The organism is Roseicella frigidaeris (assembly GCF_003258945.1).
Taxonomy (GTDB): domain Bacteria; phylum Pseudomonadota; class Alphaproteobacteria; order Acetobacterales; family Acetobacteraceae; genus Paracraurococcus; species Paracraurococcus frigidaeris.
Genome location: NZ_QLIX01000001.1, coordinates 258,223 through 272,663, shown reverse-complemented (window position 1 = coordinate 272,663; position 14,441 = coordinate 258,223). Strand labels below are relative to the sequence as shown.

At 73.1% G+C, this 14,441-nt stretch carries 12 protein-coding genes; 5 read left to right on the top strand and 7 right to left on the bottom strand.

What is annotated here, in order from left to right; translation table 11 throughout:
• Position 1: 1 nt before the first annotated feature.
• A complete protein-coding gene (locus tag DOO78_RS01280) occupies positions 2-682 on the bottom strand; it encodes a winged helix-turn-helix domain-containing protein (RefSeq protein WP_111467902.1) in 681 nt (226 codons plus the stop codon).
• Between the two features lie 442 nt (positions 683-1,124).
• Positions 1,125-2,270 (bottom strand): trypsin-like peptidase domain-containing protein, encoded by a 1,146-nt coding sequence (locus DOO78_RS01275; protein WP_111467901.1) that lies wholly within the window; start codon positions 2,268-2,270, stop codon positions 1,125-1,127.
• A 234-nt stretch (positions 2,271-2,504) separates the two neighbouring features.
• On the opposite strand from DOO78_RS01275, the gene phnC reads away from it, so the two are divergent.
• The 5 genes from phnC to DOO78_RS01250 all read left to right on the top strand — a co-directional run bounded on the left by phnC (position 2,505) and on the right by DOO78_RS01250 (position 7,242).
• Complete coding sequence (phnC, locus tag DOO78_RS01270) at positions 2,505-3,305, top strand: phosphonate ABC transporter ATP-binding protein (protein ID WP_111467900.1); 801 nt, start codon at positions 2,505-2,507, stop codon at positions 3,303-3,305.
• Between the two features lie 32 nt (positions 3,306-3,337).
• Positions 3,338-4,369 (top strand): phosphate/phosphite/phosphonate ABC transporter substrate-binding protein, encoded by a 1,032-nt coding sequence (phnD, locus tag DOO78_RS01265; protein WP_111467899.1) that lies wholly within the window; start codon positions 3,338-3,340, stop codon positions 4,367-4,369.
• Positions 4,366-5,250 carry a phosphonate ABC transporter, permease protein PhnE gene (gene phnE / locus DOO78_RS01260; RefSeq protein WP_111467898.1) on the top strand — a complete coding sequence of 295 codons (885 nt, stop codon included), beginning with the start codon at positions 4,366-4,368 and terminating at the stop codon, positions 5,248-5,250. The genes phnD and phnE (DOO78_RS01260) overlap by 4 nt, the downstream gene beginning before the upstream one ends.
• Positions 5,247-6,083 carry a phosphonate ABC transporter, permease protein PhnE gene (phnE, locus tag DOO78_RS01255; RefSeq protein ID WP_111467897.1) on the top strand — a complete coding sequence of 279 codons (837 nt, stop codon included), beginning with the start codon at positions 5,247-5,249 and terminating at the stop codon, positions 6,081-6,083. The genes phnE (DOO78_RS01260) and phnE (DOO78_RS01255) overlap by 4 nt, the downstream gene beginning before the upstream one ends.
• A gap of 142 nt (positions 6,084-6,225) precedes the next feature.
• Entirely contained in the window at positions 6,226-7,242 is a 1,017-nt protein-coding gene (locus DOO78_RS01250; protein ID WP_165838661.1) for a Bug family tripartite tricarboxylate transporter substrate binding protein, read from the top strand.
• 14 nt (positions 7,243-7,256) lie between these two features.
• On the opposite strand, the gene DOO78_RS01245 is transcribed toward DOO78_RS01250, so the two are convergent.
• From DOO78_RS01245 to DOO78_RS01225, 5 genes are all read right to left on the bottom strand, one after another.
• Positions 7,257-8,678, bottom strand: a complete 1,422-nt coding sequence (locus DOO78_RS01245) for an amidase (protein WP_111467895.1) — start codon at positions 8,676-8,678, stop codon at positions 7,257-7,259.
• Positions 8,675-9,649 (bottom strand): NAD(P)H-dependent flavin oxidoreductase, encoded by a 975-nt coding sequence (locus DOO78_RS01240; protein ID WP_207802751.1) that lies wholly within the window; start codon positions 9,647-9,649, stop codon positions 8,675-8,677. Before DOO78_RS01240 ends, DOO78_RS01245 begins: the two co-directional genes overlap by 4 nt.
• Before the next feature lie 94 nt (positions 9,650-9,743).
• Entirely contained in the window at positions 9,744-10,949 is a 1,206-nt protein-coding gene (locus tag DOO78_RS01235) for an HPP family protein (protein WP_111467894.1), read from the bottom strand.
• A gap of 292 nt (positions 10,950-11,241) precedes the next feature.
• A complete protein-coding gene (gene typA, locus DOO78_RS01230) occupies positions 11,242-13,071 on the bottom strand; it encodes a translational GTPase TypA (protein ID WP_111467893.1) in 1,830 nt (609 codons plus the stop codon).
• Between the two features lie 190 nt (positions 13,072-13,261).
• Positions 13,262-14,278 carry an adenosine kinase gene (locus DOO78_RS01225; protein WP_111467892.1) on the bottom strand — a complete coding sequence of 339 codons (1,017 nt, stop codon included), beginning with the start codon at positions 14,276-14,278 and terminating at the stop codon, positions 13,262-13,264.
• Positions 14,279-14,441: the final 163 nt, after the last annotated feature.

Below are 14,441 nucleotides of genomic sequence, written 5' to 3'. Positions count from 1 at the left end.
CTCAGGGCTCGGCCCGGATCATGTAGCCGGCGTTGCGGACGGTGTGGATCAGCGGCCGGTCGAACCCCTTGTCGAGCTTCTGCCGCAGCCGCGAGACATGCACGTCGATGACGTTGGTCTGGGGGTCGAAATGGTAGTCCCAGACCTTCTCGAGCAGCATGGTCCGCGTCACCACCTGCCCGGCATGCCGCATCAGGTGCTCGAGCAGGCGGAATTCGCGCGGCTGCACGTCGATGCGCTTGCCCGCCCGGGTGACGGTGCGCGAGAGCAGGTCGAGCTCGAGATCGGCGACCCGCAGCTTGGTCGCCGGCGCATCCACCGAGGGGCGGCGGCCCAGCGCCTCGACCCGCGCCAGCAGCTCGGCGAAGGCGAAGGGCTTGGTGAGGTAGTCGTCGCCGCCGGCCTTCAGCCCCTTCACCCGCTCATCCACCGCCGAGAGCGCAGAGAGGAACAGCACCGGGGTGCGGTTGCCCTGGCTGCGCAGCGTCTCGACCAGGCGGACGCCATCCACGCCCCCCGGCAGCATGCGGTCGAGCACCAGCATGTCGAATTGCTCGGAGGCCGCGAGGAACAGCCCGTCGCGGCCATTGGTCGCATGCTCCACCGTATGGCCGGCCTCCTGCAGGCCCTTGCGCACGAAGCGCGCGACCTCGGCATCGTCCTCGACCAGCAGTATCCGCATCGTCTTCCCGTCCCTGTCCGGCGCGCCGGGAGCGTGCCCGCGGCTGTCGCACCCTTCCTGCCCCTGAACCACCTTGCGGCCATTTGCCGGGCAGATTGATTCTGCACCATGCTGACCGGCCGCGGGCCCGCGGCTTATCATTCCCTGGCCGGCCGGGCCCTGGCGCCCCGGTGCCGGAATCCTGCGGATAACGGCACCGGGATGCCAGGGCTTTGTTGCCGCCGGCCTGCCCGTCCTGGACCACGATCCGCTCACCCCGGTTCGCGGGCCATGCTCCAGGCCGTGTCTTTGATCGCGTGAGTCACGCTTTCCGGTGAGTCCAGGGTGCTTCCCCTGAACACCGGTTCAGGGGAAGCACCCTAGGCTTTTGTTTTCAGAGCATCTTCACCCGGTTAGGTGCGTCCCCCTAATCGGGATCTGCTCTAGCTCGAGCGATCACGCCCTAGCCGGCTCCGGGCCGCCGCCCCACCTGGACCGGCAACTCGCGCTCCCGCCCCTCCCGCACCAGGGTCAGGCGCAGGGTCTGGCCGGGCGGCACCGCCGCGACGGTGCGCACCAGGGCGCGGGAGGTCTCGATCCGCTCCCCGTTGATGGCGATGACGATGTCGTTCTGCCGCAGCCCGGCGCGGCTGGCGGGGCTGTTGCGCTCGACGCCCGCGATCAGCACGCCGCGGCGCCCGCTCCGCCCGTCCTCCCCCAGCAGGTCCTGCACCGAGACCCCGAGCCAGCCCCGCTCCACCCGGCCGTCGCGGCGGAGCTGCTCGATCACCGGCCGCGCCAGGTCCGAGGGGGTGGCGAAGCCGATGCCGGCGGAGGCGCCGGAGGGCGAGTAGATGGCCGTGTTGATGCCGATCACCTCGCCGGCGGCGTTGAACAGCGGGCCGCCGGAATTGCCCGGGTTGATCGCCGCATCGGTCTGGATGAAGTCGTCGAAGGGCCCGGCGCCGATCTCCCGGCCGCGGGCGGAGATGATGCCGGCGGTGACGGTGCCGCCAAGGCCGAAGGGGTTGCCCGCCGCCAGCACCCAGGAGCCGACCCGGGCGGCCGCCGAGGAGCCCCAGGAGACGCTGGTCATCGGCCCGCGCGGGTCGACCTTCAGCAGGGCGAGGTCGGTCAGGTCGTCGGTGCCGACGACGCGGGCCTGCAGCTCCGAGCCGTCCTGCAACGCCACCACCACCTTGCTGGCATTGCCGACGACATGGTTGTTGGTGACGATGTAGCCGGCCGGGTCGATGACGAAGCCTGATCCGGCGCCCTGCACCTCCTGCCGGCGGTTGCGCATGCGGTCCCGGAAATAGCGCTCGAAGGGCGTGCCGCGGAGCTCGGGCGGGATCTCGGCCCGCTGCTCGGAGGTGACGGCGATGTTGACGACGGCCGGCTGCACCCGCTCGGCGAGGTCGGCGAAATCCGGGATCAGGCCGCGCTGCGCCGCGGCGGGATGCGGCGCGCAGGCCGAAAGCGGCAGCAGGGGGCCCGCCAGCACCAGGGTGGTGGCAAGCAGGCCGAGCCGGCGGCGCGGCAGCGAGGCGGAAGACAGGATGGCGATCCTCGAGTCTGGGCACGCCAGGTCCCGCGGGACGGGGCGCATGGACGATAATCCTGGGCGGTTGGATGCGTTCCTTCAATCGCCCCGTCCAGGCAATCGCCCCGTCCAGGCTGGCGCGGAGCCGGCCCTTGGCGCAATTCACGTAACAGGCGAATCACTGCGATATCGGCACGATGGCCCCTTCCCCCGGCCAGGAGGCCGGCCGATTGCTATAAGCGGCCCCGGGGCGATGCGCCGGAGTCGCCCACGCCGCGGCGATCCGGAACCGGAGGCGCGATGCTGGAATTGCAGGGGCTGACGCGGCGCTTCGGCGCGACGGTCGCGGTGGATGCGGTCAGCCTCGCCGTGCCCGCCGGGCAGATGCTCGGCATCATCGGCCGCTCCGGCGCCGGCAAGTCCACGCTGCTGCGGCTGCTGAACCGGCTGGTCGAGCCGAGCGCCGGCCGCATCCTGTGCGACGGGACGGACGTGACCGCCCTGCGCGGCCGGGCGCTGCGCCGCTGGCGGCGCAACTGCGCCATGGTCTTCCAGCAATTCAACCTGGTGCAGCGGCTCGACGTGCTCACCAACGCGCTGCTCGGGCGGCTGGCCTATCAGCACGGGCTCGGCCGCGCCCGGCTGCTGCTGACCGGCGGCTTCCCCGCCGAGGAGCGGGCGCGGGCGCTCGCCATGCTGGAGCGCTTCGACCTGCTGGGCCTGGCGCTGCAACGGGCGGAGACGCTCTCGGGCGGACAGCAGCAGCGCGTCGCGCTCTGCCGCGCCCTGCTGCAGGCGCCGCGCCTGATCCTCGCCGACGAGCCGATCGCCTCGCTCGATCCGGCCAATGCCCGGCTGGTGATGCAGGCGCTGCGGCAGGCGAACCGCGCCGAGGGCCTCACCGTGCTCGTCAACCTGCACCATCTCGAGACGGCCCGCGCCTATTGCGACCGGATCGTCGCCATGCAGGCCGGCCGCATCGTCTTCGACGGCCCGCCGGAGGCGCTCGACGCGGCGCGCCTGCAAGCGGTCTACGGCCTCCCGGAGGCCGACCTCGCCGCCGAGTCCGAGGCTGCCGCGGCCCGGCCGGCGATGGCATGATCGCTCGGCGCCTCCCGAAAGGATCCCCCGGCATGCCCACGCGCCGCGCCCTGGTCGTCCCCCTGGCCGCCTCCCTGGTCGCACCCCTCGCCCTGACGACCAGCCGCGCTTTGGGCCAGGGCCAGGGTCAGGCCCAGGGCCAGCCGCCGCGGGCACGGCGCAGCGCCGATCCCGACATCGCCTTCCCCGCCGCCGGGCCGCGGGATTGGGGGGCGCAGATGAAGCAGCTCCGCATCGGCCTGCTCGGCGGCGAGAACGAGGCCGACCGGCTGGGCCGGTTCGAGGACTACCGGGCGCTGCTGGAGGCGACCTTCAAGCTGCCCGCCCGGCTCTACCCGGCCAGCGACTATGCCGGGGTGATCCAGGCCTTCGGCGCGCAGCAACTCGACATCGCCAACATGTCCCCGGCCGCCTATGCCGCCGCCTGGATCGAGACCAATGGCGGCGTCGAGCCGCTGCTGACCACCGAGGAGGCGGACGGCTCGATCAGCTATGTCGCGGTGATGCTGGCGCGGGCCGATAGCGGCATCACCTCGCTCGCCGACATGCGGGGCAAGGCGATGGCCTGGTCCGACCCCAACTCCGCCAGCGGCTACCTCATCCCGCGCTTCGCGCTGCGCCGCCAGGGCATCAATCCCGAGCAGTATTTCGGCCGCACCGGCTTCGCCGGCGGGCATGAGCAGGCGGTGATCGCCGTGGTGCAGAAGCAGTACGACGCCGCCGTCACCTGGGCCTCCGGCCAGGGCGAGGTGAATGCCGGCTACACCCGCGGCACCTTGCGGGCGATGGTCGAGAAGGGCCTGCTCGACATGCACCAGATGCGGGTGATCTGGACCTCCGACCCGATCATCAACGGGCCGCAGACCGTGCGCAGCGTGCTGCCGGCGGGCTTCAAGGAGGATATGCGGCTGTTCCACCTCGCCCTGCCCAAGGCGCATCCGGCGATCTACCGGCAGATCGAGCGCGGCGGCGGCGCCGGCTACCGCGAGGTCACGCATCAGGACTACGTCTTCATGATCGAGATGCGCAGGCAGGAGGCGGCGGAGCGCCGGCGCCGCAACTGAGCGCAACCACCGCGGCGGCGCTCGCCGGGGCCGAGGCGGCCTGGCGGGCGGCGCGGCGCGCCCGCCGCGACCGGACGCTGCTCGGCCTCGCCCTGCTGCTGGCCTGCCTGCTAGTTGCCGCCTGGGTGAGCGAGGTGCGGCCGGCAACCCTCGCCGCCGGCCTGCCGCGGGTGGGCGAGTATTTCGGCAAGATCCTGCCCACCCTGCGCTGGCCGGTTCTGTTCGCCGGCAGCGACACCGAGGGCAGCCTCGCCGCCTGGTTCTACCGCCTCGATTCCTGGTCCTGGCTGCTCTTCGAAACCGCCAACATGGCGGCGCTGGCGACGCTGATGGGCGCCGCGGCGGCGCTGCTGCTCGCCTTCCCGGCGGCGCGCAACCTCGGCGCCGGGATGCTGCCCCGCCAGCTCGCGCGGCGCGGGCTAGAGGCGATGCGGACGGTGCCGGAGATCGTCTTCGCGCTGATCCTCGTCTGGGCCTTCGGCGTCGGGCCGCTGGCCGGCATCCTGGCGATCGCGCTGCACACCGCCGGCACGCTCGGCAAGCTCTTCGCCGAGGCGATCGAGAATGCCGGGACCGGCGGCTTCGAGGCGGCGCGCGCCGCCGGCGGCTCCTGGGCCCAGGCCTGCCGCTTCGCGGTGCTGCCGCAGGTGGCGCCGAACCTGTTGAGCTACGCCCTGCTGCGCTTCGAGATCAACCTGCGCGCCGCCAGCGTCATCGGCTTCGTCGGCGGCGGCGGCATCGGCCAGGAGCTCTACACCGTCATCGCGCAGAACTACTATGAGGAGATCAGCGCCATCGTGGTGCTCATCCTCCTCTGCGTCGCCGCCATCGACCTGCTCTCCGAGCGGCTGCGCCACCGCCTGATCGGGGCGCCGCGGTGAGCGATGCGGAGACCGCCGCCTGGCGCGCCCGGCTGCCGGAGGCCTTCGCGCCGCCGCTGCGCCGGCGCCTGCTGCGGGCGCTCGGCGCCGCCGCCTGCCTGGCCTGGCTTGGCTGGGCGCTGGCGCTGTTCGGCTTCACCCCGGCGCGGCTCTGGCAGGGGCTCTCGGGCCTCGCCACCATCCTGCGGCTGATGCTGCCGCCCTCGCCCGGCGCGCTCTGGGGCGACATCCTGCGGGGGCTGGCCGAGAGCGTCGCCATGGCGCTGCTCGGCACCGTCGCGGCGGCGCTGCTCGCCCTGCCGCTCGGCGTCCTCGGCGCCCGCAACCTGGTGACCGCGACGCTGCTGCGCTTCTCCATCCGGCGGCTCTTCGACGGCTTCCGCGGCATCGACCAGCTCATCTGGGCGCTGGCCTATGTGCGGGCGGTCGGGCTCGGGCCGCTGGCCGGGGTGCTGGCCATCGCCACCGCCGATATCGCGGTGCTGGCCAAGCTCTATGCCGAGGCGATCGAGGCGGTGGAGCGCCGGCAGGTCGAGGGCGTCGCGGCGGCCGGCGGCGGCTGGGCGGAGCGGCTGCGCTTCGGCGTGCTGCCGCAGGTGCTGCCGGTGATGCTGGCCCAGGCGCTGTACTTCTTCGAGAGCAACACCCGGGCGGCGGCCATCCTCGGCGTGGTCGGGGCGGGCGGCATCGGGTTGCAGATCGCCGAGCGCATCCGGGTCCGCGCCTGGGACGAGGTGGCCTTCATCATCCTGCTGATGATCGTCATCGTCGCCGCCATCGACGGGCTCTCGGCGCGGCTGCGGCGGCGGCTGATCGGCGGCGCCGGCCGGTAGGCGCCGCGCCGGAACCGCGATAGAGCGTGTTCGCCTGGGGCGGGTTCGCCGGGAGGCGGATCGCGCGATCAAACGCCGGCCCCTGGCCATGATCCGTGACCCGGGTGGGCGGATGGAGCGGGACGGAGGACGAGGAAGCACCATGACCAGGACGACGAACCCGATGCCGCGGCCGCTTTCCCGCCGCACGGCCATGGCGCTCGGCATGGGGGCGCTCGGCATGGGGGCGCTCGCCGCCCCGTGGCCCGCCCGCGCCGCCGGCTATCCGGACCGGCCGCTGCGCATCATCGTCCCCTACACGCCGGGCGGCACCACCGACATCGCCACCCGCCTCGTCGCCGAGCCGCTGGGCAAGGCGCTCGGCCAGCCCGTGGTGGTGGAGAACCGGCCCGGGGCCAACAGCATCGTCGGCGCCGCCGCCGCGGCCGCCAGCCCGCCCGATGGCTACACGCTGGTGACGGTGCTGCCGGCGCATGCGGCGAATGCGACGCTGCAGGCGGGGAAGATGCCCTTCGACCCGATCGCCAGCTTCGCGCCGCTCTCCCTGATGGTGACGGCGCCGCTGGTCCTTGCCGGCAGCACCAAGATCGCCGGCAAGACCCTGCGCGACTACCTGGACTACGCCCGCAAGAATCCCGGGAAGGTCAATTACGGCTCGAGCGGCATCGGCGCGACGGCGCATCTGGCGATGGAGCTGCTGAAGATCGACACCGGCGTGCAGATGGAGCACATCCCCTATCGCGGCACCCAGCCGGCGCTGCAGGACCTGATGTCCGGCAATATCGGCCTGCTCTTCGACACCTACTCGACGCTGAAGTCGCAATTCGAGGCCGGCACCATCCGCCCGCTCGGCATCGCCGCGGCCGCGCGCACCGCCTTCGCGCCGGAGCTGCCGACCGTGATCGAGGGCGGCGTCCCGGATTTCGTCGTCAGCTCCTGGTGCATGCTGCTCGCGCCCGCCGGCACGCCGGCCGAGCTCGTCGCACGCCTCTCCGCCGAGGTCGGCCGCATCGTGCGGGAGCCGGCGATGGCGGCCCGGCTGCAGGATCTCGGCTTCGTGGTGGAGGGCCGCGACCCGGCTGCGACCGGCGCCTTCCTGCGCGCCGAGACCGAGCGCTGGGGCACGGTGATCCGCACCGCGAACATCACGGTGGAGTAGACGCCGGGCCGCGCTCAGGCGTTGCGCGGATCGGCGATCTCGGGGGGCAGCGCCGACCAGCGATCCGCCCAGGGCTGCGCCGCCTCCCACTGCGCCGCCAGGGCGCAGAGCAGCCCATCCGACCCCGCCGGGCCGACGAGCTGGAAGCCGATGGGCAACCCGTTCTCGGCCGGCTGGCAGGGCAGGGCGAGGCCCGGCAGCCCGGCCAGGTTGGCGAAATTGGTGAAGACCGCATGGCCGCGCGGCCCAACCGGCTGGCCGTCGATGACCGGCGGCGCCACCTGATCCGCCGGCCAGGGCAGCGCCGCGGCGGCGGGGGTCAGGATCAGGTCCCAGGCCTGGAAGAACCCGGCCATGCGGCGGCGGAAGCCGGCGATGCCGTCGAGCGCGGCGAAGAGCGCCGTCGCCGGCAGGTCGCGGCCGGCCGCCGCCATCTCGCGCAGCATCGGCGCCTCCGGCGCGCCGCCCCGCGCCGCCAGCAGCCAGGCGAGGCCGGCCTGGCCGATGGGGCCGAACAGCGCCGCCAATTCCTCGGTGGTGAAGGGCGCCTCGCCCTCCTCCACCATATGCCCGAGCGCGCCGAGCCGCGCGGCGGCGATGGCGGTGCTGGTGGCGATCTCCGGATCGACCGGGTTGGCGCCGAAGCGCGGCACGAAGAGGATGCGCTGCGGCGCCACGGCGGGCGGCACCGCGAAGCCCGGCAGGGCGCGGCTCGCCGGGTCGCGCGCATCGCCCGGCGCCAGCAGGGCGAGCAGCGCGACCAGATCGGCGGTGGTGCGGGCGATCGGCCCGATCTGCTCGAGATCGAGCAGGATGGCCGGCAGCCCGTCGCAGCGCGGCACCCGCCCCGGCGAGGGCTTCAGCCCGATGAGGCTGGTATGCGAGGCCGGCCGGCGGATCGAGCCGCCGCCATCGGTGCCGAGGGCGAGCGGCCCGAGCCCGGCCGCGACGGCGGCGACCGCCCCGCCGGAGGAACCGCCCGGCGTCAGCGCCGGGTTCCAGGGGTTGCGCGTCGGGCCGAACAGCGTGTTGTCGGTATAGCCCTGCAGGGTGAATTCCGGGACGTTGGTCTTGCCGAGCAGGACCAGGCCGCCGGCCCGGGCGCGCGCCACCGGCAGCTCGTCCCGCACCGGCGCGACATCCCGGAAGAGCGGGCTGCCCCAGGCGCAGGGCAGCCCGGCCATGGCGATGTTGTCCTTCACCGTCAGCGGCACGCCATCAAGCGGCGAGAGCGGCAGGCCGTCGCGCCAGCGCGCCTCGCTGGCCCGCGCCGCGGTCCGGGCGCCGGCCTCGTCGAGCGCGACGATGGCGTTCAGCCGCGGGTTCAGCGCCGCGATGCGGGCGAGCACCGCCTCCAGCGCCTCGACCGGGGAGAGGGCGCGGCGGGCGAAGAGCCCGGCCAGCGCCGTGGCCGGGAGCAGCGCCGGGTCGCTCATGCGACGATGCCCCGCAGCCGGGCGAGGCCCTCGGCCGCCTCCGCCGCCATGCGGCGCACGACCTCGCCCGCCGGCTCGACCTGATCGAACAGCCCGACGCATTGCCCGGCCCAGACATAGCTGCCCTCGAGATCGCCCTCGTCGGTGCCGCGGGCGTTCAGCGCGCCGAGGATCATGCCGACGACCTCCTCCTTCGGGGCGCCGGCGGTCTCGGCGGCGAGGATGGCCTCGGCATGGGCGCTGCGCAGCACCCGGCCCGGCATGCCGAGCGTGCGCTTGATGATCATGGTGTCGCCCGGCGCGGCCCCGGCGAGGGCCTGCTTGTAGGCGTCATGCGCCTGCGCCTCGGCGGTGGCGACGAAGCGGGTGCCCATCTCGACCCCCTCGGCGCCGAGGGCGAGCGCCGCCAGCAGCCCGGCCCCGGTGGCGATGCCGCCCGAGGCGAGCACCGGGATCTTCACCGCCGCGACCGTGCGCGGGACCATGACCAGCGTCGTCTCGTCCGAGCGGCCGATATGGCCGCCGCCCTCATAGCCGACCGTCGCCACCATGTCGGCCCCGGCCGCCTCGGCCTTCCGCGCCAGCTCCGGCCCGGCGGTGAGCACCAGGGTCTTCGCCCCCGCCTCCTGGCAGCGGCGGAGATAGGGGGCGGGGTTGCCGGCGGTGAGCGCGATGATGCGCACCCCCTCCTCCAGCGCCGCCTCCAGCCCCGGCCAGATATCCTGCCGGCCGATCGGGAAATTCACCGCGAAGGGCTGGTCGGTCAGCGCCCGGCAGCGGCGGATCTCGGCCCGCAGCGCCGCCGGCCCGTCGAGCCCGGCCGTGGCGATCTGCCCAAGCCCGCCGGCATTCGAGACGGCGGCGGCGAGCGGCGCGGTGGCGACGCGGGCGAGGCCGCCCTGGACGATCGGGTAGCGGATGCCGAGAAGCTCGGTGACGCGGGTGCGGATGGCGGGCGGGGTGTCGGGCATGGGGGCTCGCGCGGCTGCTTCCCGGCGAGTGTAGCGCCTGCCGGAACTCGCCCACAAAACCGCGCCGCGGCAGGACAACGGCCGGCGCGGCGGCTCAGCCGGCGCCGCGCAGCCCCGGCCCGATGCGCGCGAAGGGGCGGGCGGGCGGCGCCTCCGCCTCGGCCAGCCGGCCGTGATACAGCGCGGCGACCAGGTCGGACTGCGCCACCATGCCAACCAGGCGGCGCTCCCGGTCGATGATCGGCACTTGGTGCAGGCCGCCCGCCATCACCGGCACCAGCGCGACGACATGCGTGTCCATCGGGATGGTGCGGACCGGCGCGGCCATGATCTGGCCCACGACCTCCGGCTTCTCGGAGAAGACGCCCGGCGCCGGCCGCAGGAAGCGGCGCAGCCGGTCCCGCAGCCCGTCCAGCCGGTCGAGATCGGCATGCTTCACGAAATCCGCCAGGGTGACGATGCCGATCACCCGCCGCGCCCGGTCCAGCACCGGCAGGGCGCTGACCCGGTGCCGCCGCAGCAGCGTCCAGGCCTCCTGCAGGGGCGTGCCGAACTCCACCGCGACGACGTCGCGCGATATGATGTCGGCGCAGGTGATCTCGCCCAGGCGACGATGATAGGCAGCCATCTCCGCCTCGCGGAACAGGCTTTCCAGGTCGTCGCGGGCGATGTCCAGCACCTGGTCGTGGCGCCGCAGCACGGCGTCCAGATCGACGGTGCTGAAGCCCAGCCGCTGCGCCGGCTCGGGGTCGCGGGTCTGGTGGCCGGGCGCGGCCTGCGGCGCATGCGGATAGCGCCGCCCCGCCAGGGTGTTGAAGGCGATGGCAGCCAGGACCAGCAGGGCCGAATTGACGCCCACCGGGTTGAGGGCGAAGCCCCAGCCCGCGGCCTGGATGGCCGGGCCGCCCGTCGCGGTCAGCAGGGCGACCGCGCCGCCCGGCGGATGCAGGCAGCGCAGCGCCAGCATGGCGCCGATCGCCGTGGCCACCGCCACCGGGGCGGCGACCAGCGGGTCGGGGATCCAGCCAGCGCAGAGGATGCCGATTCCCGCCGAGACCACATTGCCCGCCAGCACCGGCCAGGGCTGCGCCAACGGGCTGGCCGGCACGCCGAAGAGCAGCACGGCGGAGGCGCCCATCGGGGCGAGCAGCAGCGGCAGGGGTCCGCCGGCGCCGACCAGCAGCCGCGTGGCGAAACCGGCGGCCAGCAGGCCGAGCAGCGCGCCGCCGCAGGCGCGCAGCCGTTCCAGCCAGCTGATCCGCATCGGCGCCGGCAGCAGGGCGCGCAGGAAGCCGATCATGGCCGCGGCGCTGGAGCGTGATCGATTGAGGTGGACTCACCGAAAGCGTGGATCACGCGATCAAACAAGGGCCTGGACCATGATCCGCGAACCCGAGTGAAGGGATCATGGTCCAGGCGGCGGCTGTCAGGGATGCGGCCGGAGGGCATGCGGGGGAACTCGAAGCGGGATGGCGGTCATGGGGCTCGCGACGGACAAGGGGGATGCAAAAAAGACGGGAGCCCTGCGGCCCCCGCCCCTTCGAATCCGCTGCGACGCCCGCAGAACCACGAAGCGGTCTCGCGGGAAGCTCTTACGCCGCCTCGCTCTCCGCCCGGCGCGCATGCTTCTTGCGCTCATGCGGGTCGAGATGGCGCTTGCGCAGCCGGATGGCGCCCGGCGTCACCTCCACCAGCTCGTCATCCTCGATATAGGCGATGGCCTGCTCGAGGCTCATCCGCCGCGGCGGCGTCAGCAGCAGCGCCTCGTCCTTGCCGGCGGCGCGGATGTTGGTGAGCTTCTTCTCCTTGATCGGGTTCACTTCCAGGTCGTTGTCCCGAGAGTGCTCGCCGAGGATCATGCCGACATAGACCTTCACGCCCGGATCGACGAAGAGCGTGCCGCGCTCCTGCAGGTAGAACAGCGCGTACTGCACCGCCTCGCCATCCGAGTTGGAGATCAGGCTGCCGTTGCGCCGGCCCTCGATCGTCCCGGCCCAGGGGCCGTAGCCGTGGAACAGCCGGTTCATCATGCCGGTGCCGCGGGTGTCGGTCATGAACTCCCCGTGGTAGCCGATGAGGCCGCGCGAGGGGATGAGGAAGGTCAGCCGCACCTTGCCGCCGCCCGAGGGCCGCATGTCCTGCATCTGGCCCTTGCGCAGCGACATCTTCTCGACGACGACGCCGGAATAGGCCTCGTCCACGTCGATCAGCGCCTCCTCATAGGGCTCCTCGCGGGCGCCGGTCTCCGGGTTCTCGCGGGTCAGCACGCGCGGGCGGCCGATGGTCAGCTCGAAGCCCTCGCGCCGCATCTGCTCGATCAGCACGCCGAGCTGCAGCTCGCCGCGGCCGGCGACCTCGAAGCTGTCCGCCTCCTCGCTGTCCTTCACCTTGATCGCGACATTGCCCTCCGTCTCCTTGAAGAGACGGTCGCGGATCTGGCGGGAGGTGACCTTCTTGCCCTCGCGGCCGCCGAGCGGGCCGTCATTGATGCGGAAGGTCATGGCGAGGGTCGGCGGATCGACCGGGATGGCCGGCAGCGGCTCGGTCACCTCGGGGGCGGCGATGGTGTCCGGGATGGTCGCGTCCGAGAGGCCGGCGATGGCGATGATGTCGCCCGCCTGCACCTCCTCGACCGGCACGCGCTCGAGGCCGGAGAAGGTCATCAGCTTGGTCAGCCGGCCGCTCTCCACCACCGTGCCGTCCTGGCGCAGCACACGCACCGGCATGTTGAGCCGCGCCACGCCCTGCTCGACGCGGCCGGTGAGGATGCGGCCGAGGAAATTGTCGCTCTCCAGGATGCTCGCATTCATCGCGAAGGGCTTGTCGAGCTCGACCTTCGGCGCCGGCACATGCGAGAGGATCAGGTCGAACAGCGCCGAGAGGTCCTTGCGCGGCCCGTCCATGCTCATATCCGCCCAGCCCTGCCGGCCCGAGGCGAACATGGTGTGGAAGTCGAGCTGCTCGTCGCTCGCGCCGAGGGCGGCGAAGAGGTCGAAGACCTCGTTGTGGACCTCGTCCGCGCGGGCGTCCTGGCGGTCCACCTTGTTGATGACGACGATGGGCTTCAGCCCCCGCGCCAGCGCCTTGGTCAGCACGAATTTGGTCTGCGGCAGCGGCCCCTCGGCGGCGTCGCAGAGCACGATGGCGCCGTCCACCATGGAGAGGATGCGCTCCACCTCGCCGCCGAAATCGGCGTGGCCGGGGGTGTCGACGATGTTGATCTTCACGCCCTTCCACTCGACGGCGGTGGACTTGGCGAGGATGGTGATGCCGCGCTCGCGCTCCAGGTCGTTGCGGTCGAGCGCCCGCTCGGCCACCTGCTGGTTGGCGCGGAAGGCGCCGGCCTGCTTCAGGAGGTTGTCGACCAGCGTTGTCTTGCCATGGTCGACATGCGCGATGATCGCGACGTTACGGAGTTCCATGCGGGGTCATGTCCCTGGGTGCCGCAACGCGAAACGACGCGCCCCGGTCGCAGGGGCGATCGGCTCGGGCGGCGCAGCAGGGCGGCATGTTGCGCCGCACAGATAGGGCGAGGCCGCCGGAAATGCGAGCCTTAATGCCGCAGGGCAGCCGCCATCTGAGCGCGGGGCGGCGGCCGGGTGCCCGCCCGCCTCAGCCCAGCACCGAGGAGACGGGGCGATTCCCCGGGCCGGCCAGGATCAGGGCCTTGAGGTCGCCCTGCGGCCGGGCCCCGAAATGCGAGATGATCTCGGCCGCGGCGGCCGAGCCCCAGCGGCCGCACTCCGCCAGGGGAAGGTCGCGGGCATAGGCGGCGAGGAAGCCGGCGGCATAGGCGTCGCCGGCGCCGGTGGTGTCGACCACCCGCGCCGGCACCGCGGCGACCGCGTGCCGCTCCGCCCCGGCGACGACGAGGCTGCCGAGCGCGCTGCGGGTGAGTGCGGCGAGCCCCACCTCCTCGGCGGCCAGCGCCGCCGCCGTCTCGAAATCCTCGGTCTCGTAGAGGGAGAGGAGTTCGCTCTCGTTGGCGAAGAGGATGTCCACCTCCTCGCGCACCAGGCGGCGGAAGGCTTGGCGGTGCCGCTCGACGCAGAAGGCGTCGGAGAGGCTGAGGGCCACCTTCCGGCCATGCCGGTGGGCGATCCGGGCCGCCTCCATGAAGGCGGCCTGCGCCGCCGGCGGGTCGAACAGGTAGCCCTCCATGTAGAGGACCCGGGCGCGCGCCACCTCGGCCTCGTCGACATCGGCGGCGGAGAAGTCGACGCAGGCGCCAAGATAGGTGTTCATGGTGCGCTGCGCATCCGGCGTGACCAGGATCAGGCAGCGCGCGGTCGGGGCGCCGCCCACGAGCGGGGCGGTCGGGAAATGCACGCCGGCGGCGCGGATGTCATGCGCGAAGACCCGGCCGAGCTGGTCGTCGGCCACCTTGCCGAGGAAGCCGACCCGGGCGCCGAGCGCCGCGGCGACGGCGCAGGTGTTGCCGGCCGAGCCGCCCGAGCTTTCGGTGCCCGGGCCCATGGCGGCGTAGAGCGCCTCCGCCTCCTCCGCCCCGACCAGGCGCATCGCGCCCTTGACCAGGTTGCGCGACTCGAGGAAGGCATCCTCCGCCCGGGCGAGCACATCGACGATGGCATTGCCGATGCCGAGGATATCGAGGCTGGGTTCGCTCATCTCGGTCGCGACCTCATGGGGCTGGCGGGCGTTGCGGCCCGGGCTGGCCCCTGATGGCCGGCCCTTGCTGACTCTGAGGCGGGCGGATACCCCGCAACGCCGCGTGGCGGCAACCGCCGCCTGGGTTTCGCCGCCTGGGTCTCGCTGCCTGGGCCCCCGCCCG

Bases quoted from the DNA above. Each gene is read 5' to 3' on its own strand.
- DOO78_RS01235 (WP_111467894.1), bottom strand. From the start codon at position 10,949: ATGATCGGCTTCCTGCGCGCCCTGCTGCCGGCGCCGATGCGGATCAGC.
- DOO78_RS01225 (WP_111467892.1), bottom strand. From the start codon at position 14,278: ATGAGCGAACCCAGCCTCGATATCCTCGGCATCGGCAATGCCATCGTC.
- phnC (WP_111467900.1), top strand. From the start codon at position 2,505: ATGCTGGAATTGCAGGGGCTGACGCGGCGCTTCGGCGCGACGGTCGCG.
- DOO78_RS01250 (WP_165838661.1), top strand. From the start codon at position 6,226: ATGACCAGGACGACGAACCCGATGCCGCGGCCGCTTTCCCGCCGCACG.
- typA (WP_111467893.1), bottom strand. From the start codon at position 13,071: ATGGAACTCCGTAACGTCGCGATCATCGCGCATGTCGACCATGGCAAG.
- phnD (WP_111467899.1), top strand. From the start codon at position 3,338: ATGCCCACGCGCCGCGCCCTGGTCGTCCCCCTGGCCGCCTCCCTGGTC.
- DOO78_RS01275 (WP_111467901.1), bottom strand. From the start codon at position 2,270: ATGCGCCCCGTCCCGCGGGACCTGGCGTGCCCAGACTCGAGGATCGCC.
- DOO78_RS01280 (WP_111467902.1), bottom strand. From the start codon at position 682: ATGCGGATACTGCTGGTCGAGGACGATGCCGAGGTCGCGCGCTTCGTG.
- DOO78_RS01240 (WP_207802751.1), bottom strand. From the start codon at position 9,649: ATGCCCGACACCCCGCCCGCCATCCGCACCCGCGTCACCGAGCTTCTC.
- DOO78_RS01245 (WP_111467895.1), bottom strand. From the start codon at position 8,678: ATGAGCGACCCGGCGCTGCTCCCGGCCACGGCGCTGGCCGGGCTCTTC.